Origin of the sequence: Acidaminococcus massiliensis (assembly GCF_900095825.1) — a bacterium.
Taxonomy (GTDB): domain Bacteria; phylum Bacillota; class Negativicutes; order Acidaminococcales; family Acidaminococcaceae; genus Acidaminococcus; species Acidaminococcus massiliensis.
The window spans coordinates 2,443,920-2,466,997 of the sequence record NZ_LT608315.1 but is presented as its reverse complement, the minus strand read 5'-3'; the positions used below and the strand labels follow the sequence as shown (position 1 = coordinate 2,466,997).

Here is a 23,078-nt window from a genome sequence, read left to right as displayed (position 1 = left end):
GACCATGACGAAACCTGCTTTTTATATTACGACGCCCATTTACTATCCCAGCGCCGACCTGCACATTGGACATGCCTACTGCACCACCATTGCCGACACCATCGCCCGGTACAAACGGGCCAACGGCTTTGATGTCCAGTTCATCACCGGCAGTGACGAACACGGCCTGAAGATCCAGCGGAAAGCGGAATCCTTCGGGGTGAAGCCCATCGAATACACCGATAAGATTGTAGCTGATTTCAAGAAATTGTGGGAGATGCTGGGGGTCAGCTACACCTCCTTCGTCCGTACTTCCAGCCCGGAACACGAAAAGACCGTCCAGACACTGCTCCAAAAAGTCTGGGAGCAGGGGGACATCTACAAGAAGGATTATGAAGGGCTGTACTGTGTACCCTGCGAATCCTTCTGGACCGAACACCAGGTGGAAGAAGCCGGAGGCGTTTGCCCGGACTGCGGCCGTCCTGTAGAAAAGATGAAGGAAAGCAGCTATTTCTTCCGCATGTCCAAATATGCGGATCGGATCCTGGAATACATCGAGGCCCATCCGGATTTCATCCAGCCCGTATCCCGTCGGAACGAAATGATCAACTTCATCAAACAGGGACTGGAGGACCTATGCATCAGCCGGAGCAGCTTCGACTGGGGCATCCAGGTGCCCTTCGACCCCAAACACGTGGTGTACGTGTGGTTCGATGCCCTCTTGGCCTACTTCACTGGCATCGGCTTCGGTCAGGACATGGAGAAGTTCAACCGGTTCTGGCCGGCGGATCTTCACCTGGTGGGGAAGGAAATCGTCCGGTTCCATACCATTATCTGGCCGGCCATGCTGATGGCCATGGGCTTCGACCTGCCCAAAGAAGTGTACGGCCACGGCTGGCTGGTGGTGGACGGGGACAAAATGTCCAAGTCCAAGGGCAATGTGGTGGATCCGGTGGAACCCATCAAGGAATTCGGTGCCGACGCCGTCCGGTATTTCCTGCTCCGGGAAATCAACTTGGGCAGTGACGGGAACTATTCCCGGAAGGGCCTGATCAAGCGGTTCAACTCCGATTTGGCCAACGACCTGGGGAACCTCCAATACCGGACCGTTTCCATGATTGACAAATACCACGGAGGCATCGTCCACAAGACGGTGGTGGATAACGAAACCGATGAGAAGTTCCGCAGCCTGGCCGCGGAAACCCTGAAAAACTACCGGGCTGCCATGGATAAGTACGCCCTGAACGACGGAATCAAGGCCATCTGGGCCTATGTAGGGGCCGCCAACAAGTACATCGACGAAACCACCCCCTGGATCCTGGCCAAAGATCCTGCTCAGGCCAAACGGCTGGAAGCGGTGATGTACAACCTGGCGGACGCGGTCCGGAACATCGCCATCCTGATTTCTTCCATGATGCCCTTCACCGCGCCCAAGATCTTCGCTCAGCTGGGCCTGGAAACGCCGGAACAGTTCGACCTGGATGACGTGGCTTGGGGCAACTTCCCTGACGGTACCAAAGTGGCCAAGGGCCAGCCCATCTTCCCCCGGATCGAGGAAGAAGAGGAAGACAAGGCGGCAGAAGCCAAAAAGGAAGCCCAACCGGCCAAAAAGGAAAAGAAAGCCGACAAAAAAGCTGCCGGTGTGGTGACTCCGGACCAGTGCACCATCGAGGATTTCGGCAAGTTGGACCTGCGGGTGGGCACCATCCAGAAGGCGGAAAAAATGCCCAACGCGGACAAGCTGCTGAAGATTGAGGTGAAGGTGGGGGACGAAGTCCGGACCATCGTTTCCGGCATCGCTCCCTATTACAAGGAAGAAGAACTGACGGGCAAGAACGTAATCGTCATCGCCAACCTGAAGCCGGCCAAACTCCGGGGCGTAGAATCTCGGGGGATGCTGCTGGCCGCCTCTGACGGAAAGGGGAACCTGAAGCTGGCGGAAGTGCCGGGGATCGCTTCTGGCAGCAAGGTGAAATAAAATGAAGAAACTTCCTTTGTTCGACTCCCATGCCCATCTGGACGTGGAGGATTTCGATACAGACAGGGAAGAGCTGCTCCGTTCAATTGGAGAAAACATGGCCGGGATCATCGATCCCGGCTGTGATATTCCCAGCTCCCAAATGGCTTTGGATCTGGCCCATCAGTATCCCTTCGTGTGGGCGGCAGTAGGGATCCATCCGGAAGAAATCAGCCACAGCTCCTTGGAAGACTTGGAACAGATCGAAGCCTGGTGCGCCGATCCTCGGGTGGTGGCCATCGGGGAAATCGGCCTGGATTACTACAACGATGAACACTCTCCCCATGACCAGCAGCAGGAATTTTTGATCCGCCAGCTGGACCTGGCCCGGAAAACCGGTCTGCCGGTGATCATCCACGACCGGGATTCCCATGAAGACGTGCTCCGGATCATCCGGGAAGAAGGAAAAGGCGTCCGGGGGGTGCTCCACTGCTTTTCCGGCGACTGGGCCATGGCGGAAGAGGCACTGTCTTTGGGTTGGTACCTGGGCTTTGGAGGCACCAGTACCTTTAAGAACGACCGGGGGGTAAGATCCATCCTGGCCCGGGTGCCCGAAAATCGGATCCTTTTCGAGACCGATTCCCCTTACATGGCTCCCGTGCCCTACCGGGGAAAGCGGAACAATCCTCTCTATACCGCCATTGTGGCAGAGCGGGCTGCAGCACTTCGGGGGACCACGCCGGAAAAAATCATGGAAAGTTCATCAAATAATGTGAAAAAGCTGTTTTTCAGGGTAAAAACCCTATAAAACAGGTGTATAGTCTACAAAAACGTCACAAATTTCCCAAATGAAAATGTTCAAAATTAGTACTTGGTACTAATTCGTTTTTGACAGGATCCGCCTCCTTATGGTATGATGCAAGCACTTTAAGGAGGCGAAATTTTGCGAAAATCACAACCTTTTAAGCGTCCCTATAAGTGGGTCGTCGTTTCTCTGCTGCTGGCTGCCAGCGTGAACTTCCTGGGATTTGCATCCCAGCCGAAAAACGTCAGCATCCAGGTGGACGGACAGACGATTAACCTGAAAACCAGAGCCCTGACGGTTCAGGGTGCCCTGGAAGAAGCCGGTGTAGTTCTTCAGAAGGCCGACGGTTACGATGTAGTCGGCGATGAAAAATTCAGCGACGGAGCCACTATTGAAGTTGTGCGCGCAATGCCTGTGAAGGTGTGGAAGGCTGGAAGGACCACCGAATATACCATCGGACGCAAAACTGTGCGAGATGTACTGAATGCTGTGGGAGTGGATTACAGCGGATTCCAGGTCTATCCGGGGCTGGATACGGAAGTGACCCCCGATATGACCATCCATATCATTTCTCCCACCAACAAACTGGCCACGGAAACCCGGGAAATCCCCTATGAAGTGGAGATGCGGAACAATGACAACCTGCCCCGGGGCAGACAGAATGTGATCTCTGCCGGCAAGAACGGGGTGGAAAAGGTCACCTATCGGGAAATCAAAGTGGGCAGTGAGACTGTGAGACAGGAACTCCATGCGGAGGTCGTAACGGAGCCTGTTTCGGAAATTGTGGAAGTGGGTACGGGAAACAACCTGAATATGATCGAAACCTCCCGTGGTTTCGTCCGTTACCGCTCTGCCCGGACGGTGGAAGCATCTGCCTACACTCTGGCAGAAGGCAGCGGTACAGGGCTTACTTCTACGGGTGTAGTCCCCTATCATGGGGTGGTGGCCGTGGATCCGGATGTGATCCCTTACGGGACCCGGATGTATATCCCCGGCTACGGTTTTGCAGTGGCAGCGGACTGCGGCGGCGCCATCAACGGCAACACCATCGATCTTTATATGGAAGATTATGGCGATGCCATCTCCTGGGGCCGGCGGGACGTAACCATTTATTTCTTGGAATGACAGACAGGAGAAAATCGTGCTGAAAGAAGTGCTGGTAGTAGAAGGCAAGATGGATACCGTGGCGGTGAAGAAGGCAGTGGATGCTGAAACCATCGAGACCGGCGGGTTCACCCTGGCACCCCATACCCTGGCCCTGATCGAAGCAGCCTATAGGAAACGGGGAATCATCATTTTGACGGACCCCGACGGCGCGGGAGAGCGGATCCGGAAATTCCTGACGGAGCGCTTCCCCAAAGCCGGACAGGCATTTGTGCCCAAGGCAGAGGCTCTGGCCCATCATGATGTGGGCATCGAACAGGCCCGGCCGGAGGCCATCCGGAAAGCCCTGTCCAAAGTGCGTTTCCAGGAAATGGAGCCCCGAAAGGAATTTTCCTCTCGGGACTTATTTGTTTCCGGGCTGTCAGGGTCGTCAGAAGCGGTAGCCAGAAGGGACCGGCTGGGCGCCATTCTGGGCATCGGCTATGGGAATGCCAAACAGATGGTCCATCGGCTGAACAATTATGGAGTGACCCGGGAGGAATTCCAGGCTGCTCTGGAGGAAATCGCAAGGGAAGGGAAATGACTATGCTGCATCCAGTGATCGCCAGCCGGGAAGTGACCCGGTACATCCTCGATACCTTTGGGCTCCGGGCTAAAAAGAAATTCGGCCAGAATTTCCTTATCAATGAACAGGTGGTCCGGGGGATTGCCCGGGAAGCCCAGGTGGGTCCCGGAGATTTGGTACTGGAAATCGGACCGGGGATCGGGACCCTGACCCAGGCCCTGGCAGAAACCGGCGCCCAGGTCAAGAGCGTGGAAATCGATCGGAACCTGCTGCCGGTGCTGGCCAAGACCCTGGAAGGGTATGACAATGTGGAAATCGTCTCTGGGGACGTGCTGAAGGTGGATCTGGGGGAAGTGACGGAACACCGGCCCTTTACGGTGGCTGCCAACCTGCCCTATTACATCACCACTCCCATCATCTTTGCCCTTTTGGAAGAGGATCTGCCCCTCCAAAGGCTGGTGGTGATGGTCCAGAAGGAAGTGGCGGAGCGGATGATCGCCCCTCCGGGAGGGAAGGACTACGGCCCGCTGTCCTTGGCCCTGCAGTATTATTCCCAGCCGAGGCTGGCCATCCCGGTGCCGGCCCGGGATTTTATGCCCGCCCCCAAGGTGGATTCCATGGTGGTGGTCTGTGACAAACGGGAGCATCCGGCAGTGGACGTACCGGCGAAACTGTTCTTCCGAGTGGTGAAGGCGGCCTTTTCCCAGCGGCGGAAAATGCTCAGCAACTGCCTGAAGACCCTGGGCCTCAATGGGGAACAGGTGGAACAGCTGCTGGCTGCTGGGGGGATCGACGGCAAACGGAGAGGGGAATCTCTTTCCATGGAAGAATTTGGAAATCTGGCCGTGGCCTATGGGCAGCTCCTGGAACCATGAGCTGCCGGTATAAATCCTTTGCCCATCGGCAGTGTGAATTCTTTCCCTGCCACCAAGGAGCGGATTCGGACCGGTTCAGCTGTCTTTTCTGCTTCTGTCCCTTGTACCTGATCCCAGACTGCGGAGGAGAGTTTACCCGGCTGGCAGATGGGAACAAGGACTGCAGCCGCTGCCTTTTGCCCCATGATCCGGACAACTACGATTGGGTGATCCAGACCTTACAGAAAAAAGTTTTCAGGCCTTTTGACAAAAAATAGTCAAAAGGCTTGATTTTTTTTTGAAACATGGTATTATAGATACTGTAGTTAGCACTCCAGTGAAATGAGTGCTAATAAAAACAAAAATAACCCATTGCTCATAGAATGAAAGGGGATACGTAAAATGTTAAAACCTTTGGATGACCATGTTGTAGTTGAACCGATTGTACAAGAAGAAAAGACCAGCAGCGGGATTTATCTGCCGGATACGGCTCATAAGGATAAACCCCAGACTGGGAAAGTCATTGCTGTAGGCACCGGCCGTCTGTTGGACAACGGCACCCGGGTCCCTTCCGAAGTGAAGGCGGGAGATGTTGTGGTATTCGCCAAATACTCCGGCAGTGAAGTGACCCTGGATGGGAAAGATTACATCATCCTCAGAGACAGCGATATCCTGGCTGTCGTGGAAGACTGAAAGCTTTCCGAAGTCCCGTATCTGGTAGAGAATACCACACCGTATATTATCTGGAATTAAGGAGTCGATTAGAATGGCTAAACTGATTAAATTTGATGAAGATGCCCGCCGCGGCCTGGAACGCGGGGTCAATGCCCTGGCTGATGCTGTAAAGGTAACCCTGGGGCCTAAAGGCCGGAACGTTGTCCTGGAAAAGAAATTCGGTTCTCCCACCATCACCAATGATGGGGTGACCATTGCCAAAGATATCGAACTGGAAGATCCGTTCGAAAACATGGGTGCTGCCCTGGTCCGCGAAGTAGCTACCAAGACCAACGACATCGCCGGTGATGGGACCACCACGGCTACGGTCCTGGCCCAGTCCATCGTCCATGAAGGGATGAAGAACGTAGTGGCCGGTGCCAACCCCATGGTCCTGAAGAAAGGGATCAAGAAAGCCACCGATGCACTGGTGGATGAACTCCAGAAGAGCGCTAAGACCGTCAGCACCAAGGAAGAAAAAGCACAGGTTGCTTCCATTTCCGCTGGCGACGAAGAAATCGGCGGCCTGATTGCCGATGCCATGGAAAAGGTAGGCAATGACGGCGTAATCACCGTAGAAGAATCCAAGACCATGGATACTTCTCTGGAAACCGTAAAAGGCATGCAGTTCGACCGTGGGTATATCTCCCCTTACATGGTAACGGATCCTGACAAGATGGAAGCCGTCATGAGCAATCCGTACGTTTTCATTACGGACCGGAAGATCACTCTGATCAACGACATTATGCCTGTACTGGAAAAAGTGGTGCAGCAAGGGCGTGAACTGCTGATCATTGCTGAAGACGTGGAAGGCGAAGCCCTGGCCACCTTGGTAGTGAACCGTCTGCGGGGCACCTTCAAGGCTGTGGCTGTGAAGGCTCCTGGCTTCGGCGACCGTCGGAAAGCCATGCTGCAGGATATCGCCACCCTCACCGGTGCTACCGTGATCAGTGAAGAAGTAGGCCGGAAACTGGACAGCGCTACCCTGGAAGATCTGGGCACCTGTGGCCAGGTTCGGGTGACCAAGGACCTGACCACCATTGTGGACGGCGGCGGTGACAAACAGGCTGTGGCTGACCGGATCGCTTCCATCCGCGCCCAGATCCCTGAAACCACTTCTCAGTTCGATAAGGAAAAACTCCAGGAACGCCTGGCTAAACTGTCCGGTGGCGTAGCTGTCATCAAGGTTGGCGCTGCTACCGAAACCGAACTGAAGGATAAGAAACTGCGTATCGAAGATGCTCTGAACGCTACCCGTGCTGCTGTGGCTGAAGGCATCGTAGCCGGCGGCGGCACTGCTCTGCTGCAGGTACAGCCGGTACTGGACGAACTGGAAGCCAAGGCTGAAGGGGACGAAAAGACCGGTATCGATATCGTAAGACGCGCCATCGAAGCACCGGTACGGCAAATCGCCAACAACGCCGGCCTGGAAGGTGCTGTGATCGTAGAAGCCGTGAAGAAGGCTGCCAAAGGCACCGGCTTCAACGCTGCTACGGAAGAATATGTGGATATGATCAAAGCAGGTATCGTGGATCCTTGCAAAGTGACCCGCAGTGCTCTCCAGAATGCTGCTTCCATCGCTTCCATGATCCTGACCACGGAAGCCGTCGTAGCTGACAAACCGGCTGAGAAAGGTGCAGCCCCTGCCCCTGCCATGGGCGGCGGGATGCCCGGGATGATGTAAACAGAAACCAGAAAAACTGCACCACGCCTAGGTTTATGTATTCGAAAGCCTATAAAATTGGGCCGAAATTGGGCTGAAATTGGGCAGAAAAATTTCAAATAAAACCACCGCGTATATTATGCACGGTGGTTTTATTTTTATACAAAATAGGAAACCATAGGAAACCGTAGGAAAAATAGGAAAAACCTGGTGAAAGTCTGGTAAAAATCTGGTGAAAATCTGGGCGGGAAAAACATGGGAAAAATGACGGCAAAACGTGGGGATTGACTACCGTTCCATGAGTTCCGCAAATTTTTCCGCCGCCCGGCGTTTCATGTGTTTTGTAACATGCAAGTAAATCTTACGTGTTGTGGTATCATCGGAATGGCCTAACCGGTCCATTATATCCACCAGGTCAACGCCTGCCTCGGCCAATAATGATGCGTGAGTGTGCCGGAAAATATGAGGATGCACCCGGCAGGGCAAGGGCGGCACCATGGCCGCCTGTATGTGGTCTATGTGGTTCTGGACTACGCGCTGGGTCAGCGGGTACCCCGGGTGCATTAAGGCCGTAAACACGAAGCCGCCCCGGGAGCCTGGGGGATAATGCCATAATTCCCCAAACGTAAACCGGCGCGACGTTGCCTCCAGGCGGTATTTTTTGAGTTCCGCGACTAACTGAGTGGGCAGCGATAAAATCCGCGCTGACGTCCGCGTTTTGGGCGGCAAGAGCTGGTAAGCATTATAGCGGTTGCCGGGATTATACAGCGTTTTGGTTACTTTGAGCGTTGCGGCGTCCAGATCAATATCTTCCCACGTCAGGGCAAGGGCTTCCCCTATACGGAGGCCCGTATAGGCCAGCAGCATAAACAGTGCTGTGTAATCGCCGTACTGGGTGTGTTTTCGGGATTCGTCCAGGAAACGTTGCAAGTCCGCTTTTTCAAGGTACTGGGGTACGTCCGCCTCCGGGTCAATAATTTTCCGGGACGGGCGAGGCGGCGATGCAAACTCCGTCGGATCGTTGTAAATAAGCTCAAATTCCCTGGCTTTTTTAAAGATCATTTTGGCGGTAGCGTGTACGCCGCAAATCGTGTTGGGCTGCAATTTATCTTTGAGGTCAAGCAAAAACATCTGGTAATCGCGTTTGGTTATCTGCTGCAGGGGAATTTTAGCAAAATAACGATTTAACCAGGCAAGATTATGTTCCCGTATCCTGACCGTTGATACCTTTACCTGCTGGCTATAGATTTTTAGCCAGTCGGCGGCAAAAGCTTCAAAAGTGATTGCGGATCCGGGTACATATTGTTGTTTCTTGACTGATTCCTGGATTTCCCGTAGCGCGGCCTCCGCGTCTTTGCGACGCGGGAAGCCAAACCGGGACACGCGCTTGCGTTTGCCCGTTGCCGGGTCAAGCCCAACGACAGTGCGGAAGCCCCAGGTGCCATTGGGCGAGTGGATGATTTCCATGATTAATCCTTTACTAACTCGTTCCCATCAATTTCCGCTTTGGTCATTGTTCCGTTTTGTTTAAAGTCAAACGACGCACTAAAAGGGGTGCGGATCATAGCACCAAAAGAATTCTGGGCGTCAACAAAGCCGGTTACGATCCCGACACCGTGAATCTTCCTAAACCTAAAATCACTAAATTTTGCGGTAGATGGCGTTTTTAGGTTTGCTTTCACTACTTTTTCGACCTGCTTTTGCATATGTTGCATTTCTTTTTCGGATGGAATATTGTCAGAGATTTTTTCTATTAATTTTCCATCTTTGAATAATGTTATACCAGAAAACATAACAGAATGGACTGAAAGGTTAGGATTTATCCATACACCGTAGTTGTAACTTTTTCCGTCCATCGAAAAACTATAATATTTCCTGCCACTTGTATCTGACTGATTTGTAGTCTTCCAAGATTTTATTTTCTCTGGATCTATTTCTGTTGATTTCAAGGCAGCTGTTATGTCATCTAATTGTTTTTTATTTTGTAGCTGTATCGTTTTAACGATTTTATTATTTTCAAAAACATATTTTTCTCCGGAAGGTGACGCTGCGTAAACACCCAAAACAATTAAGGCACAGATACTCGTAATAGCGATTTTTTTCTTATTCATGGCAGTAGCCTCCTTTACTTAATAACGGATTGTTTTAGTACGGCCAGTCCCAGACAACGGAAATCCTGGCAATTATCAACATTAAAAACCATGGGTGCGTATTTCGGATTTTCCGACACCAACATAACGCCGGTATCCGTTTTATAAAATCGTTTGAGACATACCCGCTCTCCGTCGATCTCAAAACAGCCAATCTGGCCGACCTCTACCTCTGGCTGCTGCTTGATAAAAACAATATCCCCGTCATTGATGCCCGCGTTGACCATAGAGTCGCCGGATACCGTAATGCAAAAATCTACCTTGTAACGGTTATCCACGTCGTAATACGGCGTGTCCTGGTTTATATCCTCTAGGGGCGCGCCCGCTGCCGCATACCCCAACATGGGTACGCGTTTAAGTAGGGGCTTTTCAACTCCCTGCACGATTGGTACATTTGCCCCCATTAACCACGCGGGGCTAACATTTAAAGCCTGAGACAAAGTAAACAAAGCCCTTTGACGGGGGATTACTTTCCCAGTGCAATACTGAGAAATTGCTCCAGTTCCAAAGCCTGTCATTCTAGCAAGATCCGCTTGTGTTAATTCGCGAATTTTCAATGCTTTCTTTAACCTGGCAGCGGTTGTTTCCAAGGCATCCATAATACGGCTCCTCCTTTCGTTAGAAATATTATACCATGAAAATAAAAAAATGCTAAATTTTTTTGAGCTTTTCTATTGATTTTTTTAAAAAACAATGTTACTATATCTTTGCTAAAAGAAATTGAGCAAAGAAGGGGGGCGGCAACAATGCGATTCGACTATAGTCGACTTAAAGGGCGTATCAAAATGGTTTTTGATACACAGGAACGGTTTGCAACCGCGATGGGCATTAGCGCACGGACGGTCTCATTAAAATTAAATAACGCTGTGGATTGGACACAACGAGAGATTATCCTTGCTTGTGAATTGCTCAAAATTCCGTATAGAGCAATCCCAGATTATTTTTTTACCATATTTGCTAAATTTAATTGAGTAAAAGGAGGAAACCGCATGAAACGAGATTACCGAATTGGAGAAATCCTGTTAACGCCGATACTGGCCCCTATTGTCGACTTTATGGACTGGCCAGCATTTGCCAAAGGTATGGCTGCCGGGGCAGCAACGACCATCGCGGTACTGATTATGATCGCCGGTGCGCTGTGTGCAAAACCATGAGCCGGGCAAGGTGGCGGGTTGTCAGGAGGCTGTTTGGTCAATATGCAATCCAGAAAAAATTGTATATTGACGGGTTTCCGGTTTGGGCAACCCTAACAACCAATCCTAAATTGGCAATTTTCGAATACCGTCAAGACGACTGGGCAAAGGCGCGGGAAATCTGCGACGAACTGAACGAAAGGGAGAAAAACCATGGAAAATGAAACCACTGAAAAACAAGCCTTTGATTTGGCAGCCAGTGCATTGCAAGGCGCTGGATTCAAGCAAGCGTTGATTTTTGCAACGCGTCTAGGCAGCGCCGAAGACACGGGAAAAATCAACAAAAGCGACCGAAAGGAAGTCGAGAAATACGGTCTCCGTGTCGTCCGGGCCATGGATACCGTAACCATGTTGGCGTCCGTAGGTTCCCACATTGAACGATTAATAAAGGAACACCCGGAAGATAAGGACAAGGTGGCACATTGTGTTTTAAAACTGGCCGAGGCCGTCCTGGGCGATGATACAGAAACCATGAATTAAAGGGGAGGGGTGAAGCCATGGAAACCATTGATACCCGCGTTGCCATTCTGGAGCAGCGGGTGAAAGACCTGGAAACACAACTCCGCGGGCCAGCGTTCGGGGCGGCGCTGCCGTCCGTCCTGGATATTGAAGCCGTCATGAACGCCCTGGATTGTAGCGAATACAGAGCGCGGGAAATCATGAAATCCGGGAGGCTGAAGGTTTTTCGGATTGGGAAAAAATACCTGGCCACCAGGGAGCATTTCCTGGAATGGCTGGAGCAAGGAGGTGATGCTGGTGGACAATGAGATGGCAAACAATTTCCGGGACTGGGAACGGTACATCAGAATTTCCCGTCGGTTTACAGCTACGGAGGTTGCAAGGCAAGCAGATCACGACGCAAGCTGGCTGGCACGGTGGGAAAAGCTGCCCCAGGCCACCATCCTGGAACCGTGGCAATATTTAAAAATCCGTGATTATATCGCGCCCGGTGTGCCCATGCGCAGCCTGGTTAAAACAGCACCAATGCAGCTTCCGTTCCTGGACCGGGAACAGCGCAAAAAAGCCGCAGAAATCCTGGAACGTGCCCGGGTTGCTAAATGTGTCGCAAATTTTACCCTGTCTACAAAAATAGGGCTGAGCGCAAGCTCATGGGCGTATCTGATTAGTATCGGCGGCGCCCCTGCTGAATCTACCATTTATCTAGCCTGCAAGGTTTTGGGCCTGGACTATAAAACACTATTAAAGGAGGTTGGAGTCGATGAACCTGAAGAGTGCAGCCGTTGAGCTGCTGTTACACACACACGAAACGCGGTTTGAGGACATGAAAGAGGTCCCAACGGCCTACGTTGAGAACCTGAGAAAAGCCCTTGCTGAGGAAGTCGACGACGCGAAAACGGAAGGGGTGAACAAGGATGCTTGAATCTAATTACCTGGATTTTACAGCTCCCGTACCGGCTGAGAACTGGGAACACTGGAAGCCGCAAAACGACGACCAGGCGAATTGGTGCCTGGAGAAAATTTCCGAGGCAAAGATGGAAATCATGGACGCCCGGGCGTTTTATGAGGCAAAGAAGCGGAAACTTGACCAATGGCTGGAAAACACCATCGCCCCGTACAACCGGGATTGTGAACATTTTGAAGCATTGCTCGCCGGATATGCAGAGGAAGTCCTGAACGGGAAAAAGAAACGGACCATTTCCCTGCCTGGTGGAAAATTCGGATTCCGGAAGGTTCCGGCGAAAATTGACCGGGACGACGCGGCCCTGCTGGAATATGCGGAAACCAGCGCACCGGAATTTGTCAAGGTGAAAAAATCCGTAGATTGGGCAGAGCTGAAAAAGACCTGCAAGACCGACGGTGACCACATGGTAACAGCGGACGGGGAAATCGTTCCCGGCGTGACAGTGACCGAACAGCCGGACAAATTTGTGTGCGAGGTGATTTAAAAATGGGTATGCCTGTTTTAATCCTAGGTGCCAGCGGTAGCGGAAAATCTGCTAGCTTGCGAAATTTCGACCCAGACGAAATCGGCGTTTTTAACGTTGCCGGTAAACCGCTGCCGTTCCGAAAGAAATTACCGCTGTACAACAACGTGCGTTATGAAGGTATCGAAAACGCTTTAAAAAATCCGAAATTAAAAACGTACGTTATCGACGACAGTCAATATTTAATGGCGTTCTACCTGTTCGACCACGTTAAAGACGTGGGATACAGTAAATTCACCCAATGCGCGGTGGATTTTCGAAACCTGATTGACTTCATTGTGCGGCAGACAGGGCCGGACGTGATCGTTTACCTGCTGCACCATATCGACCGGGACGAAAACGGATATATCAAGGCAAAGACAAGCGGGAAAATGCTGGACAACCAGCTGACCGTGGAGGGCCTGTTCAGTATCGTGCTACTGGCCGAAACGGACGGGAAGGAACACTGGTTTACCACCGTTTCCGACGGGTTCACCCCGGCCAAAGCACCCATGGGGCTGTTCCCGGATAAAATCGACAACGATTTAAAGGCAGTTGATACCGCCATTAGAGAATTTTACGGCCTGGCACCCGTAAAAGCGGAACCGGCTAAAGAAACGAAAGGGGTTACTGAAGATGCAAAAAATTAACTGGACGACCATTGAAGAAAGCACGGGCAACGGCAACCGTCCACCCGTCGGCGGCTATGTGCTACAAATTGTCAAGGCAGAGGAACGCCCGGACAAGCAGTATTTCATCATCGAATGGGACTACAAAGAGGGCCAGTATTCTGGACACAACCAGAAAAATTTCGTGGAAAATAACTGGGCGTTCCCCCGGCTGTTCCGTTCTTATAAACCCGCGGCCCTGGGGATGCTGAAACACTTCCTTATTGCCCTGGAAAAATCGAACCGCGGCTGGACTATGGAGCAATGGAACGCGCTGCCCGACCAACAGCAGGCTCCGGCGCTGAACGGCCTTGCGTTCGGTGCGGTGATCGGCGAGGAAGAATACATCAATAAAGACGGCAAGCTCAAGGTGCGGCAATACATCGCAGATACGTTGCCCGCAGCTGATATTCGCGCCGGAAAATTCGAAGTCCCGTCCCTGAAAAAACTGAAAGGAAGCGACAGCGGCGCCCCCTCCCCCGCCGCTGAAAATCCGGCAACAACCGCCCCCGTCGAGACGGGCGTTGAAGAATGTCCGTTCTGACGTATGAAGAAATCCTTGGAAAACTGAATAACGTCCATAAGCGCGGAGGCGCCCTGGTGGCGCAGTGTCCGGTGTGCGGGGATGAAGACCATCTGTACATAAATCGGGATGGGGACAAAACGCTGGCATTTTGCCATAAATGCCACGCGTCCCTTCCGGCTGTGCTAAAGGCCCTGGACGTGGGTGGGGAACCGCCTGCACCCGTTGCCCAAGCAAAGCCAAAAGACCATGGGAAGCGGATAGAGCGGATTGTCTACACCTACCGGAACCCAGACGGAAAAGAGGCTTATTGCAAAATCCGGGAAAAATTTGCAGACGGGCACAAGAAATTCAGCTTTTTATATACCAAACCCGATGGGGCCGTGGTTTACAAAAAGCCGAAACCCTGCAACAATCTGTACAACCTTGACCGGTTGACGGCAGCAAAGAAGACGGAAACGCTGTACATCGTGGAGGGGGAAAAATGCGCCGACGCCATGACCAGCGCGGGATTCCTTGCCACGTCAACCAACACGGGGGCGGAAAGTCCGAACCTGTCTGAGACGGACCGTAAAACCGTAGAAAAGTTTACCCGGAAGGTTATTATCCCGGACAACGACGGGCCAGGGGCTGAGTACGGCAAGGCATGGGAGGCACGCGGGGCAAAGGTCCTGCCGCTGCCGGAAATCTGGCCTGAGTGCCCTGTAAAAGGCGACGTTGCCGATTACCTGGAGCGCGGAGGCGACCCGGAAAAAATCCGGGAGTACAAATTTCCAACAACGGAATTTTCTGAGGATTATTTCCAAAATCTGGACCGCGCGGACCTTATTTCTGAGGATTTTCTGTTAAAACTGATTCAGATTGACGACCCGGTGCAGCAGCAGCGGGCGGAAAGCCTGGCCATGTTCCGGGCGTCTGATTTGTCAATCAAGCGCGAATTTGACAAAAACCTGAAGGCGGCTAGAATCAAGCTGGCACAGGAGCGAAAGGGTAATGAAAACGTTACCAATTTTACCGGGCAGCCGTTGGCATTACGGTGTGGTGACTGGATCGCCGATGATGAAGGGATCCGTCGCATGACCGCAAAGGGAAACAATGGAGATTTTACCTATCAATGGGCCTCCAGGATTCCCACCTTGCCTACAGGTATTTTGGTAAACGCCGAAACCGGCGAGGAACGTATCCGGCTAGATTTTTACAAGGCTGGCAAGTGGTCCAGCGTAACGGCCGACAGGTCCGACGTTGCCAGTAAAAACCGTATCGTTAACCTGGCAAACAACGGCCTAGAAGTTACGACGGATAACGCGCAGTATCTGGTTAAATATATCAGCGAGTGCGTAACGGAGAACCCGGCGGATATGCCACGGGAAACGTTTATAGACCATTTTGGCTGGACTGAGGACGGAGGTTTTGCCCCGTATGTGGACGGTCTGACTATCGACGCCGGCCCGACCGGAGATGCTCTGGTTAATGCGATCAAGCAAAAAGGCACCCTAGAAGAATGGCTCAAAATCGTGCGGCCGCTGATGGATAACATCTATCTGCGTCTGACCGTTGCCGCAAGCCTGGCTGCCCCGCTGCTGGAAATCATCAAGGGGCTTCCCTACGTGTTCCATCTTTGGGGCGGCACAGGCAGCGGCAAGACAGTGGGTATTATGGTAGCAGCCAGCGTGTGGGGAAATCCCCAGTTTGGCGCAATGGTCCGGACCATGAACATGACGGACAACGCCCTGGTGGGCATTGCGTCCACATTGCGAAACATCCCGTTTTTCGGCGACGAACTGCAAACCATCAAAGACCGTTTTAACGGCTACGACCGCCTGTTATATCGTATTACGGAAAAAACCGGGCGGGCACGCATGACAGCAGACCGGCGGGTGGAAAAGCCGGAAACCTGGAACACTGGATTTATATTTACCGGTGAAGAACCCGTTACCGGAGAAAATTCCGGCGGCGGCGTCAAGAACCGCGTGATTGAGATTGAGTGCGACGGGCCGGTGGTGGAGCACGGCAACCAGGTGGTCCGGGCGATTAACGAGCATTACGGGACGTTGGGCCCGGAATACATCAAGAAAGCATTGCAGGTTGACGTCCGCGCTGCCTACGACCTGACGTTCCAGGAGCTGATGAAGACCGGGACGACCGATAAACAGGCAATGACCATGGCACTGCTGATGGTTGCGGATGATATTTTCCGGATTTACTTTTTAAATTCGGAAATCCCTGGCCTAATGGTTAAAGACGTTGCCCCGTTTTTGCTGAGTAAAAAGCAGGTTGATGTTTCGGAACGTGCATATTCCGCCGTCATTGACTGGATCGCTGAAAACACCGATAAATTTTACGTTGCCCACGAGGACGATGCGGAGCACAGGGACTGTGACGGGCGTATCTGGGGTGGACGGACTGGAAACGAGGTGAGTATTAACAGATCCGTGCTAATGCGTTTTATGGCCGACGAAGGATTTAATTTTACCGCGGTTAAGAAAAAGTGGGCTGCAACGGGGAAAATTTTGCTTACCAAAGATGGGAGGTATTTATGGCACAAATCAATTTGCGGAGCAAAGGCATATTATGTAGTTTTGGTTACCGGTAAAATGTGACGAAATTATGAAATGTAGGAAATGTAGGAACGATGTAGGAACTTGTGAAACCCGCAAACCCGCATGGTGCCTATATATATACTATATTTCCTACATTTACTACATTTCCTACATATATAAAGGGTACGTATATATCAATAAATTCCGGTGGAGTACTGTTTCCCGGATATATTTAAATATATAGGCACCCCCTCCTGCAAAAAATGTAGGAATGTAGGAAAAGTACCGTGGAGCTAGTATCCATGCGGGTTTTCGGTTCCTACATTTTGGTATTCAAAATGTAGGAATTTTGGGGAAAACAAGGAAGTGGGTGTAAAAAGTGGACGAATTTGATGAAATGCGCGAAATGCTGGACGCAGACGAAGAGAGAATCGACGACCTGGAACGTCAAAACGAAGCCTTGCAGGAACGTATCAAGGAATTAGAGCTTGAAAATCACAAGCTGGGGGCAACGATTGACAGCGACAATAAGATTATCCTGGCGTTGACCCGGGCGCTGCACAAAGAAAGGACGGAACGGGGATGATTGACCAAAGGGCTTTTTGCCACGCCAAGGTAGCCATGCACGACGCACAAAAAATTGCCCGTGATCTGAATTGGAACCTGAGATACCGACACGGGTACAATCTAAGATTAAACGACTCTGTGCAGCGGCTTTTTGACGCAGAGGATGAAGTTGCCGATGCGATTGATCGTTTACGATTGGCGCGGTATCGTTTGCGGGATGCTATAGCGCAGGAGGTAAAAAATGAGCAAGGAAACGGCAAGGATTAATATACACGGCGCGTGGGTAGATACACGGAAATTTATAAATTGTTTTGCGGACGCCATGAAACTGAACCTAAATATTTTAGATGCATTTCCGGAACGAGGAGAATCAGTTGCGGATAGTTGCATTAGAAATTACGACGCGATTATAGCGGAAATCCGCAAGCAGCGCCGGAAACTGATTCGGGCGCGGTATGAGCTGAGAAAGGAGCAGGAAAATGAGAAAAACGACTAAATTGCCGGTGGTAAAAATCAAGGTTTTCCCCGGCGGGCACATGCCCGTCAAGAAAACCAAAGGCGCGGCAGCCTATGACTGTTACGCACGGATTGATGGGACGGGGGAGGACCAGTATTACGACTCCGGCCGCAAGTTGCATTATATCCCTGGAATTAACGGATGTACCACAAAAACCCCGTTAGGGTTTGCACTAGAGATGCCCGAGGGTATCCATGCGTTTATCCTTGCAAGGTCCAGCATGGGAGTAAAAACAATGCTGGTTTGTCCCATCGGTGTGGGACTCATTGACAGCGATTACCGCGGAGAGGTCTGTATGCTGTATCGTGAGATAGACCCCGACTATGACGTCCCTAGCTGGAAGCAGGAGGACGCAATCTATGACGGCGAGCGTATCGCGCAGCTGCTGTTTAACATGCCGGTTGAGCTGGTGCAGGTAGACGAACTGACACCAACAGAGCGGGGCAACGGTGGCTTCGGCAGCACGGGCCGAACGGATTTCCCGGAAACAAAGCCGGATCCCGTGCCGGAATGGGAGGAGTAAACCATGCAAACAGTTTTTAACGTTTTGATGATTTTTGCAACGATTGAACTGGCCATTTTAATTTATGAACAAGGCCGAAAAATCTATAAACGATATGAGGCAAAAAAAGACGCGGAAGCGTTTTTGAGATGGGCAAATAATCGGTTGAAAGAGCACGCCAAAAAGCAGCATGAGAACAAGAAGGAAGAAGGCTAACGGATGGAGCTACGACCATATCAAAGGGACCTGGTAAACAATATCAGGACGGCCATTAACCGCGGGAACCAACGCGTGTGCGCCGTCCTGGGATGTGGCGGTGGTAAATCCGTTATCATTGCCACCATTGCCAGGGCGTCTACGGACAACGGGGCGCGGGTGCTGTTTTTAGTCCACAGGCGGGAGCTGGTGGAGCAAATCAAACGGACCATGCACCGGCAAGGCGTGGACCCTGACCTGTGCAGTGTCATGATGGTGCAGACGGCCAGCCGCCGATTGCGCATCCTGGCCCCGCCCGTGCTTATTATCGTGGATGAAGCCCACCACGTTTTATCCAGGACGTACCAGAAAATCATTGAGTATTTTCCAAAAGCCCTGGTGGTAGGATTTACGGCGACACCGCAGCGGATGGGAGAGGGCGGCCTGGGCAAGGTTTTCCAGCAACTCATAACGTCGGTAAGCACGAAATGGTTAATTAATAACCATTATCTGGCACCGTATCACCTGTATTCCGCGCCCCTGGCCGACCCAAAGGGACTGCACACCCGCAACGGAGATTATGCCCCAGAAGAGGTGGCGGAGCTGATGGAAAAAGGCGCGATTTTCGGCGACACGGTAAAAAACTGGAAGCATTATGCGGACGGTAAAAAGACTATCGTTTACTGCGCAAGCATTAAATCCAGCAAGGGGACGGCGGCCGCGTTTCAGGCCGCCGGGATACCCGCGGAACACCTGGACGGACAGACGCCAACAGCATTGCGGCAAAAAATCGTTGACGATTTCCGTGCCGGGCGTGTCCTAGTGCTGTGCAACGTGGACTTGTTCGGAGAGGGTTTTGACGTTCCGGATTGCGAGGCCGTATGTTTGCTGCGACCTACAAAATCCCTGACGCTGTATATCCAGCAGGCCATGCGGCCCATGAGGACGGACCCTGGCAACCCTGAAAAAGAGGCTATAATCCTTGACCATGTGGGCAACTATACCAGGCACGGGTTCCCGGACGACGACAGAGAATGGAGCCTCAAGCCTAAAAAGCGTAAAAAGCAGGCGGAAACAACGGTGACCCAGTGCCCGGTATGCTTCCACGTTTTTAAACCGGCGCCTGTTTGCCCGTATTGCGGATATGAATTTAAGGCCGCAAAGGATAATAGCGGCGGAGATAAGGACAGGGAGCAGGAAACGGTGGACGGGCTGACACTGGAAGAAATCAAAGAATCCCCGTATGGAGACTATAAACGTTGTAAGACGTTTGCGGAACTGGAAATTTTTCGCAAGGCTAAAGGTTATAAATTTGGGTGGAGCCTACACAAGGCTGCGGAAATGGGTTTGGAGCTGCCCCCGAAATATAGGGGCGTGGCACGAAAATTTAACGAGGGATGGTTTAGGAGGCGGAAAGCATGATAAGACTGAATAAAGTTTTAAAAATGCTCAAAAATTATCAAAGGATACGGATTTACTACGTTGATAATTTTTCACTAGAGCCTAAAAGAATGATTATTTTTGAAGATGACATATCATACCTGCCGTATGGATGTGTCCAGGATGTTCTTGATAAACCAGTAAAGGAACTGGTGACTTATTACGACAAGCAATTAAAAAGATCGGTTTTATCTATTCAGATATTTAATCCAGAGGGGGTGGAGCCATGACCTTACACGACCTTTTGGACAACGGCTGTATCAACCTGCGCCGGGAGGAGGAAAACATGACAGAAACAGACCTGATGCACGAAATTGAAATTGCTTTATCCGAACGCGGGTGCTACGTTGAGCGCATCAATGTTGGCAAGGTGCAGACAAAGGACGGCCGGTGGTTTTCCACCGGCGCGCCTAAAGGCCGCCCGGACCTGTCCGGATTCATCCCGACAACGGGCCGGATGTTTTTTATCGAGGTCAAGGTAAAACCAAACAAACCGACGGAAGAGCAGCTTCGGTTTATCCATATGGCCAAATCGTCAGGCGCCCTGGCCTGCGTTGCCTACAGCGTTGACGACGCGTTAAAGATGGTCAACGATGCTATTTTTGACGGTATGGGGCTGGTAGTCATGGACCCAGCCGCGGAACGGCTGCCGGATGATTCCGAACTCTGGTTAAAGCTATTGACGTATGCCAGCGATTGCCGGGAGCTGTTCGAGGCGCTGTTTACCGTCCGGGATTGCGGAGCAAGGCTGGAAAAGGATACTAAATTCGGCCTCCGGATCGTTCCCTGCGAGCGCGCGGACGTTTACCAGGAGAGCCTAAAAATGTTTAAAAAATACGCAAAGCCGTTGACTGACGAATTATTTTATTTAGCAAAGGTGGGTGGTTAAAATGAACGAATGGAGGGCAAAAATCGCCCTGGCTGGTATCGTTTTATATATTCTGGTTGCCGCAATTATTGCTGTAGTCGGGTTATCTGGTTACACGGATTGGGGGCGCGCCATCTGATGGGGACAACGAGAGCCGGGAGCATTGAGGCTAGGCGCCATGTTTGCGACAAATGCGGCAAGGAGTTTATTGTCCCGCTGGTGGGCAAATATCCGTATACGTTTTATTACAAACATAAGCGCTATTGGTTTTGTGGCGACCATTGCAAGAGGCTGGCAGAGGACAACCTAGGACGGAGGCATTATGTGTGTAAAACCTGATGTTTTCCGGGCGTGCAGCGAGTGCGGCGGTGTTTTCCGCTGCACTCCGACCTGGAAATGGTGGACGAAAAACCGGCGCGGGAAAAAGATTTATTTCTGCGGTCGCGAATGTTACGAGGACTTTTTAACGAGGAGGATACACCATGAAAAATAAATTGCAAAACCCGCCTGCACCACCTGCACACGTTGCGAATATTGATGTTTGCAAACTGTGCAGCTATTGTACTTTTAGATTAAGTACTGACAAAAAATATTTAGACCCGCGCTGCCATTACATGAGCACCTGCGGCACGCCGCTGTCCATACTTGACGAGTGCCCCGTCATTACGGCAGCTAGCCGGGTGCCAGCTGGCAAGGCTGGGAGCACCGACAACGATGCAGCAGACCGGTACACGTGGAGGGACGGTATCGAGTGCCGGGAAATCCAGCGGATTATGGCCTGGGGCGCCAGCGCGGAAGAAGCACCGTACATATATGACAATGTTAAATATCTTTACCGTTATCCCAGGAAAGGTGGGAGTAAAGATATTCGTAAGGCCATCAAATGTCTGGAAGAATTAGCCGAAGTGGTAGAAGCCCATGAACGTAGCTGACCAATTTCTGGATAAGGCTTACCATATCGTGCGCCGCCTGATTGAGCTGGAGGGAGAGCGAAAGGAATTTATCCTCGCTATCTCTTCCCCGTCGGCTGTTGACCCCAGCCGCGACTATGTGCAGGGCGGGGCCGCTCATGATATGGCTGACGATGTGGCAAGGCTGGAGGATAACACACAGCGCATTAAAGCGTTAAAGCGTGACTTGATGGTCATGCAAGGATATGTTAAACGGATTGACAACGAGCATTACAGGTATCTGCTATACACCCGTGGTATGTATGGCGTACCTCTGCTTACTATATCCAATACCATCAAAATACCATACACAACATTGCGCCGCGATTATGCAGCAGCTAAAGAGGCATTGTGCAAAGCGTTGGTAGACTGGCGACCATAAAAGAGGTAAAATATATTATGTAGGTTTATCCCTTTCATATGGTTTTCAGCCCCTATTGCATATCGGTGAGAGCTTTTGACTTCCATAGCATTCTCCATTCTGATAGCAACGGACAGCGTAAAAATACCGTGTCATTAAGTTGGCACGGTATTTTTATTACACAATTTGTTCACAAAGATTTCACACAATAGGGGGTATGGTTTGAAAAAGTTGGCACGGAATTTGCAATTCGGCGGTAGGTTTCCATTTTTTCTTAAGGTGGTTAACGCAAATGGCTAAAGCAAGCAGGACGAGAGAAATCAATAATCTTTATCAATTTATATACAGTCTAAAAAATAAATGTGACAGCATTAACGACGTCAACAAAGACCTGATACTGCAGTATTGCCGGTTTACGATCATGAGCAACGAGGTATCAAAAGAAATCCAGGACGGACTGGGCGTCAAGAAGCCGGAAGAGCTGGCAACGCTGATTGGACTGTATAAAGAATTTAACAAAATTGCCATTGCACTATATAAAACCCTGAAATTTGATTCCATTAAAGAGGAATTAAAAGCCGACAAAAACCCATACTTTGAATTATTGGAGGACGCCCGAAAAAATGGGAGCGATTAAAAAACGCTGCCCAACGTGCCACCAGCTGTATGCAGGGAAACGTTGCCCCGCCTGCACCCGGAAATATCAAAACAAGCGGATGCAGGACAACGAAGCACGGAAGATGTATGGAAGCCGGAAATGGGAAAAGTGCCGTAAAAATGTGCTCATTAAATACATGGGCTACGATATATGGATGATGGGGATTGGAGTTTATTCCCGCCCCGCGCGGCCGGTGGTCCACCACATCATAGAACGGGACGAAGCGCCGGAGCTGGCTTACCGGCTGGACAATCTGATTACGGTAAGCATTGAGAGCCACGCGGAAATCCATGCAATGTATAAGAAGGATAAAGAAGCAGCTCTGGAAAGAATCCAGGCAGGTATTATGGAATTCAGGAAACGTTTTGGTGGTGGTTGAA

The 23,078-nt window shown here is 51.2% G+C and carries 33 protein-coding genes; 30 read left to right on the top strand and 3 right to left on the bottom strand.

The features are described from left to right. The first annotated feature begins 4 nt into the window (after positions 1-4). From metG to groL, 8 genes are all read left to right on the top strand, one after another. Positions 5-1,957 carry a methionine--tRNA ligase gene (gene metG, locus BQ2657_RS11870; RefSeq protein WP_075580804.1) on the top strand — a complete coding sequence of 651 codons (1,953 nt, stop codon included), beginning with the start codon at positions 5-7 and terminating at the stop codon, positions 1,955-1,957. A gap of 1 nt (position 1,958) precedes the next feature. Further along, positions 1,959-2,744, top strand: a complete 786-nt coding sequence (locus tag BQ2657_RS11865) for a TatD family hydrolase (RefSeq protein WP_075580803.1) — start codon at positions 1,959-1,961, stop codon at positions 2,742-2,744. Positions 2,745-2,879: 135 nt separating this feature from the next. After that, a complete protein-coding gene (locus BQ2657_RS11860) occupies positions 2,880-3,866 on the top strand; it encodes a 3D domain-containing protein (protein WP_075580802.1) in 987 nt (328 codons plus the stop codon). Positions 3,867-3,882: 16 nt separating this feature from the next. Next, positions 3,883-4,428 carry a ribonuclease M5 gene (gene rnmV / locus BQ2657_RS11855; RefSeq protein ID WP_075580801.1) on the top strand — a complete coding sequence of 182 codons (546 nt, stop codon included), beginning with the start codon at positions 3,883-3,885 and terminating at the stop codon, positions 4,426-4,428. Positions 4,429-4,430: 2 nt separating this feature from the next. Next, the gene (gene rsmA, locus BQ2657_RS11850; RefSeq protein ID WP_075580800.1) at positions 4,431-5,285 is read left to right on the top strand and encodes a 16S rRNA (adenine(1518)-N(6)/adenine(1519)-N(6))-dimethyltransferase RsmA; all 855 of its coding nucleotides are present in this window, start codon (positions 4,431-4,433) and stop codon (positions 5,283-5,285) included. Further along, positions 5,282-5,542, top strand: coding sequence for a cysteine-rich small domain-containing protein (locus tag BQ2657_RS11845; RefSeq protein ID WP_075580799.1), 261 nt, complete (start codon positions 5,282-5,284; stop codon positions 5,540-5,542). The genes rsmA and BQ2657_RS11845 overlap by 4 nt, the downstream gene beginning before the upstream one ends. Before the next feature lie 124 nt (positions 5,543-5,666). Then, positions 5,667-5,957, top strand: coding sequence for a co-chaperone GroES (gene groES / locus BQ2657_RS11840; protein WP_075580798.1), 291 nt, complete (start codon positions 5,667-5,669; stop codon positions 5,955-5,957). A gap of 73 nt (positions 5,958-6,030) precedes the next feature. Then, entirely contained in the window at positions 6,031-7,662 is a 1,632-nt protein-coding gene (gene groL, locus BQ2657_RS11835) for a chaperonin GroEL (protein ID WP_075580797.1), read from the top strand. Positions 7,663-7,929: 267 nt separating this feature from the next. On the opposite strand, the gene BQ2657_RS11830 is transcribed toward groL, so the two are convergent. The 3 genes from BQ2657_RS11830 to BQ2657_RS11820 are packed head-to-tail and all read right to left on the bottom strand — an operon-like array spanning position 7,930 to position 10,390. Further along, a complete protein-coding gene (locus BQ2657_RS11830) occupies positions 7,930-9,108 on the bottom strand; it encodes a site-specific integrase (RefSeq protein ID WP_075580796.1) in 1,179 nt (392 codons plus the stop codon). 2 nt (positions 9,109-9,110) lie between these two features. Then, complete coding sequence (locus tag BQ2657_RS11825; RefSeq protein WP_075580795.1) at positions 9,111-9,752, bottom strand: hypothetical protein; 642 nt, start codon at positions 9,750-9,752, stop codon at positions 9,111-9,113. Positions 9,753-9,766: 14 nt separating this feature from the next. Continuing rightward, the gene (locus BQ2657_RS11820; protein WP_083236264.1) at positions 9,767-10,390 is read right to left on the bottom strand and encodes a LexA family protein; all 624 of its coding nucleotides are present in this window, start codon (positions 10,388-10,390) and stop codon (positions 9,767-9,769) included. Between the two features lie 147 nt (positions 10,391-10,537). Here BQ2657_RS11820 and BQ2657_RS13810 point away from each other — a divergent pair, with 147 nt between their 5' ends. The 22 genes from BQ2657_RS13810 (at position 10,538) to BQ2657_RS11720 (ending at position 23,077) form a co-directional block, all read left to right on the top strand. Further along, on the top strand, positions 10,538-10,762 hold the full coding sequence (locus BQ2657_RS13810; protein ID WP_075580794.1) for a DUF739 family protein: 225 nt from the start codon (positions 10,538-10,540) through the stop codon (positions 10,760-10,762). An 18-nt stretch (positions 10,763-10,780) separates the two neighbouring features. Beyond that, complete coding sequence (locus BQ2657_RS13030) at positions 10,781-10,945, top strand: hypothetical protein (protein WP_154667116.1); 165 nt, start codon at positions 10,781-10,783, stop codon at positions 10,943-10,945. Positions 10,946-11,137: 192 nt separating this feature from the next. Beyond that, positions 11,138-11,464, top strand: a complete 327-nt coding sequence (locus BQ2657_RS11810) for a hypothetical protein (RefSeq protein WP_075580793.1) — start codon at positions 11,138-11,140, stop codon at positions 11,462-11,464. A 17-nt stretch (positions 11,465-11,481) separates the two neighbouring features. Further along, positions 11,482-11,751: a helix-turn-helix domain-containing protein gene (locus tag BQ2657_RS11805; protein WP_075580792.1), complete on the top strand. Its 270-nt coding sequence runs from the start codon at positions 11,482-11,484 to the stop codon at positions 11,749-11,751. Continuing rightward, positions 11,741-12,229, top strand: coding sequence for a hypothetical protein (locus tag BQ2657_RS11800; RefSeq protein ID WP_075580791.1), 489 nt, complete (start codon positions 11,741-11,743; stop codon positions 12,227-12,229). The genes BQ2657_RS11805 and BQ2657_RS11800 overlap by 11 nt, the downstream gene beginning before the upstream one ends. After that, positions 12,204-12,365 carry a hypothetical protein gene (locus BQ2657_RS13025; RefSeq protein WP_154667115.1) on the top strand — a complete coding sequence of 54 codons (162 nt, stop codon included), beginning with the start codon at positions 12,204-12,206 and terminating at the stop codon, positions 12,363-12,365. The genes BQ2657_RS11800 and BQ2657_RS13025 overlap by 26 nt, the downstream gene beginning before the upstream one ends. Next, positions 12,358-12,891, top strand: a complete 534-nt coding sequence (locus BQ2657_RS11795; protein ID WP_075580790.1) for a host-nuclease inhibitor Gam family protein — start codon at positions 12,358-12,360, stop codon at positions 12,889-12,891. Before BQ2657_RS13025 ends, BQ2657_RS11795 begins: the two co-directional genes overlap by 8 nt. A 2-nt stretch (positions 12,892-12,893) precedes the next feature. Continuing rightward, positions 12,894-13,559: a hypothetical protein gene (locus tag BQ2657_RS11790; protein ID WP_075580789.1), complete on the top strand. Its 666-nt coding sequence runs from the start codon at positions 12,894-12,896 to the stop codon at positions 13,557-13,559. Continuing rightward, positions 13,546-14,121 (top strand): hypothetical protein, encoded by a 576-nt coding sequence (locus tag BQ2657_RS11785; RefSeq protein ID WP_075580788.1) that lies wholly within the window; start codon positions 13,546-13,548, stop codon positions 14,119-14,121. The genes BQ2657_RS11790 and BQ2657_RS11785 overlap by 14 nt, the downstream gene beginning before the upstream one ends. Continuing rightward, complete coding sequence (locus BQ2657_RS11780; RefSeq protein WP_075580787.1) at positions 14,109-16,700, top strand: DUF927 domain-containing protein; 2,592 nt, start codon at positions 14,109-14,111, stop codon at positions 16,698-16,700. Before BQ2657_RS11785 ends, BQ2657_RS11780 begins: the two co-directional genes overlap by 13 nt. 319 nt (positions 16,701-17,019) lie before the next feature. Then, positions 17,020-17,226, top strand: coding sequence for a hypothetical protein (locus tag BQ2657_RS11775; protein ID WP_075580786.1), 207 nt, complete (start codon positions 17,020-17,022; stop codon positions 17,224-17,226). After that, positions 17,223-17,474, top strand: a complete 252-nt coding sequence (locus tag BQ2657_RS11770) for a hypothetical protein (RefSeq protein ID WP_075580785.1) — start codon at positions 17,223-17,225, stop codon at positions 17,472-17,474. Before BQ2657_RS11775 ends, BQ2657_RS11770 begins: the two co-directional genes overlap by 4 nt. Next, positions 17,449-17,703, top strand: a complete 255-nt coding sequence (locus BQ2657_RS11765) for a hypothetical protein (protein WP_075580784.1) — start codon at positions 17,449-17,451, stop codon at positions 17,701-17,703. The genes BQ2657_RS11770 and BQ2657_RS11765 overlap by 26 nt, the downstream gene beginning before the upstream one ends. After that, a complete protein-coding gene (locus tag BQ2657_RS11760; RefSeq protein WP_075580783.1) occupies positions 17,687-18,247 on the top strand; it encodes a dUTP diphosphatase in 561 nt (186 codons plus the stop codon). The genes BQ2657_RS11765 and BQ2657_RS11760 overlap by 17 nt, the downstream gene beginning before the upstream one ends. 3 nt (positions 18,248-18,250) lie before the next feature. Further along, positions 18,251-18,442, top strand: coding sequence for a hypothetical protein (locus BQ2657_RS11755; RefSeq protein ID WP_075580782.1), 192 nt, complete (start codon positions 18,251-18,253; stop codon positions 18,440-18,442). Positions 18,443-18,445: 3 nt separating this feature from the next. Further along, complete coding sequence (locus tag BQ2657_RS11750; RefSeq protein WP_075580781.1) at positions 18,446-19,843, top strand: DEAD/DEAH box helicase; 1,398 nt, start codon at positions 18,446-18,448, stop codon at positions 19,841-19,843. Beyond that, positions 19,840-20,091, top strand: a complete 252-nt coding sequence (locus tag BQ2657_RS11745; protein WP_075580780.1) for a hypothetical protein — start codon at positions 19,840-19,842, stop codon at positions 20,089-20,091. The genes BQ2657_RS11750 and BQ2657_RS11745 overlap by 4 nt, the downstream gene beginning before the upstream one ends. Next, positions 20,088-20,750 (top strand): VRR-NUC domain-containing protein, encoded by a 663-nt coding sequence (locus BQ2657_RS11740; protein WP_075580779.1) that lies wholly within the window; start codon positions 20,088-20,090, stop codon positions 20,748-20,750. The genes BQ2657_RS11745 and BQ2657_RS11740 overlap by 4 nt, the downstream gene beginning before the upstream one ends. Before the next feature lie 461 nt (positions 20,751-21,211). Next, positions 21,212-21,661 (top strand): hypothetical protein, encoded by a 450-nt coding sequence (locus tag BQ2657_RS12745; RefSeq protein ID WP_083236263.1) that lies wholly within the window; start codon positions 21,212-21,214, stop codon positions 21,659-21,661. Beyond that, positions 21,648-22,061, top strand: a complete 414-nt coding sequence (locus BQ2657_RS11730; protein WP_075580778.1) for a hypothetical protein — start codon at positions 21,648-21,650, stop codon at positions 22,059-22,061. The genes BQ2657_RS12745 and BQ2657_RS11730 overlap by 14 nt, the downstream gene beginning before the upstream one ends. 271 nt (positions 22,062-22,332) lie before the next feature. Beyond that, on the top strand, positions 22,333-22,677 hold the full coding sequence (locus tag BQ2657_RS11725) for a hypothetical protein (RefSeq protein WP_075580777.1): 345 nt from the start codon (positions 22,333-22,335) through the stop codon (positions 22,675-22,677). A gap of 79 nt (positions 22,678-22,756) precedes the next feature. Further along, positions 22,757-23,077, top strand: coding sequence for a hypothetical protein (locus tag BQ2657_RS11720; RefSeq protein WP_232709085.1), 321 nt, complete (start codon positions 22,757-22,759; stop codon positions 23,075-23,077). The last annotated feature ends 1 nt before the right edge of the window (position 23,078 follow it).

Excerpts from the sequence above, each read along its gene's own strand:
- metG (WP_075580804.1), top strand. The coding sequence starts at position 5 with ATGACGAAACCTGCTTTTTATATTACGACGCCCATTTACTATCCCAGC.
- BQ2657_RS11865 (WP_075580803.1), top strand. The coding sequence starts at position 1,959 with ATGAAGAAACTTCCTTTGTTCGACTCCCATGCCCATCTGGACGTGGAG.
- rsmA (WP_075580800.1), top strand. The coding sequence starts at position 4,431 with ATGCTGCATCCAGTGATCGCCAGCCGGGAAGTGACCCGGTACATCCTC.
- BQ2657_RS11845 (WP_075580799.1), top strand. The coding sequence starts at position 5,282 with ATGAGCTGCCGGTATAAATCCTTTGCCCATCGGCAGTGTGAATTCTTT.
- groES (WP_075580798.1), top strand. The coding sequence starts at position 5,667 with ATGTTAAAACCTTTGGATGACCATGTTGTAGTTGAACCGATTGTACAA.
- groL (WP_075580797.1), top strand. The coding sequence starts at position 6,031 with ATGGCTAAACTGATTAAATTTGATGAAGATGCCCGCCGCGGCCTGGAA.
- BQ2657_RS11830 (WP_075580796.1), bottom strand. The coding sequence starts at position 9,108 with ATGGAAATCATCCACTCGCCCAATGGCACCTGGGGCTTCCGCACTGTC.
- BQ2657_RS11825 (WP_075580795.1), bottom strand. The coding sequence starts at position 9,752 with ATGAATAAGAAAAAAATCGCTATTACGAGTATCTGTGCCTTAATTGTT.
- BQ2657_RS11820 (WP_083236264.1), bottom strand. The coding sequence starts at position 10,390 with ATGGATGCCTTGGAAACAACCGCTGCCAGGTTAAAGAAAGCATTGAAA.
- BQ2657_RS13810 (WP_075580794.1), top strand. The coding sequence starts at position 10,538 with ATGCGATTCGACTATAGTCGACTTAAAGGGCGTATCAAAATGGTTTTT.
- BQ2657_RS13030 (WP_154667116.1), top strand. The coding sequence starts at position 10,781 with ATGAAACGAGATTACCGAATTGGAGAAATCCTGTTAACGCCGATACTG.
- BQ2657_RS11810 (WP_075580793.1), top strand. The coding sequence starts at position 11,138 with ATGGAAAATGAAACCACTGAAAAACAAGCCTTTGATTTGGCAGCCAGT.
- BQ2657_RS11805 (WP_075580792.1), top strand. The coding sequence starts at position 11,482 with ATGGAAACCATTGATACCCGCGTTGCCATTCTGGAGCAGCGGGTGAAA.
- BQ2657_RS13025 (WP_154667115.1), top strand. The coding sequence starts at position 12,204 with ATGAACCTGAAGAGTGCAGCCGTTGAGCTGCTGTTACACACACACGAA.
- BQ2657_RS11795 (WP_075580790.1), top strand. The coding sequence starts at position 12,358 with ATGCTTGAATCTAATTACCTGGATTTTACAGCTCCCGTACCGGCTGAG.
- BQ2657_RS11790 (WP_075580789.1), top strand. The coding sequence starts at position 12,894 with ATGGGTATGCCTGTTTTAATCCTAGGTGCCAGCGGTAGCGGAAAATCT.
- BQ2657_RS11785 (WP_075580788.1), top strand. The coding sequence starts at position 13,546 with ATGCAAAAAATTAACTGGACGACCATTGAAGAAAGCACGGGCAACGGC.
- BQ2657_RS11780 (WP_075580787.1), top strand. The coding sequence starts at position 14,109 with ATGTCCGTTCTGACGTATGAAGAAATCCTTGGAAAACTGAATAACGTC.
- BQ2657_RS11770 (WP_075580785.1), top strand. The coding sequence starts at position 17,223 with ATGATTGACCAAAGGGCTTTTTGCCACGCCAAGGTAGCCATGCACGAC.
- BQ2657_RS11765 (WP_075580784.1), top strand. The coding sequence starts at position 17,449 with ATGAGCAAGGAAACGGCAAGGATTAATATACACGGCGCGTGGGTAGAT.
- BQ2657_RS11760 (WP_075580783.1), top strand. The coding sequence starts at position 17,687 with ATGAGAAAAACGACTAAATTGCCGGTGGTAAAAATCAAGGTTTTCCCC.
- BQ2657_RS11755 (WP_075580782.1), top strand. The coding sequence starts at position 18,251 with ATGCAAACAGTTTTTAACGTTTTGATGATTTTTGCAACGATTGAACTG.
- BQ2657_RS11750 (WP_075580781.1), top strand. The coding sequence starts at position 18,446 with ATGGAGCTACGACCATATCAAAGGGACCTGGTAAACAATATCAGGACG.
- BQ2657_RS11745 (WP_075580780.1), top strand. The coding sequence starts at position 19,840 with ATGATAAGACTGAATAAAGTTTTAAAAATGCTCAAAAATTATCAAAGG.
- BQ2657_RS11740 (WP_075580779.1), top strand. The coding sequence starts at position 20,088 with ATGACCTTACACGACCTTTTGGACAACGGCTGTATCAACCTGCGCCGG.
- BQ2657_RS12745 (WP_083236263.1), top strand. The coding sequence starts at position 21,212 with ATGAAAAATAAATTGCAAAACCCGCCTGCACCACCTGCACACGTTGCG.
- BQ2657_RS11730 (WP_075580778.1), top strand. The coding sequence starts at position 21,648 with ATGAACGTAGCTGACCAATTTCTGGATAAGGCTTACCATATCGTGCGC.
- BQ2657_RS11725 (WP_075580777.1), top strand. The coding sequence starts at position 22,333 with ATGGCTAAAGCAAGCAGGACGAGAGAAATCAATAATCTTTATCAATTT.
- BQ2657_RS11720 (WP_232709085.1), top strand. The coding sequence starts at position 22,757 with ATGCAGGACAACGAAGCACGGAAGATGTATGGAAGCCGGAAATGGGAA.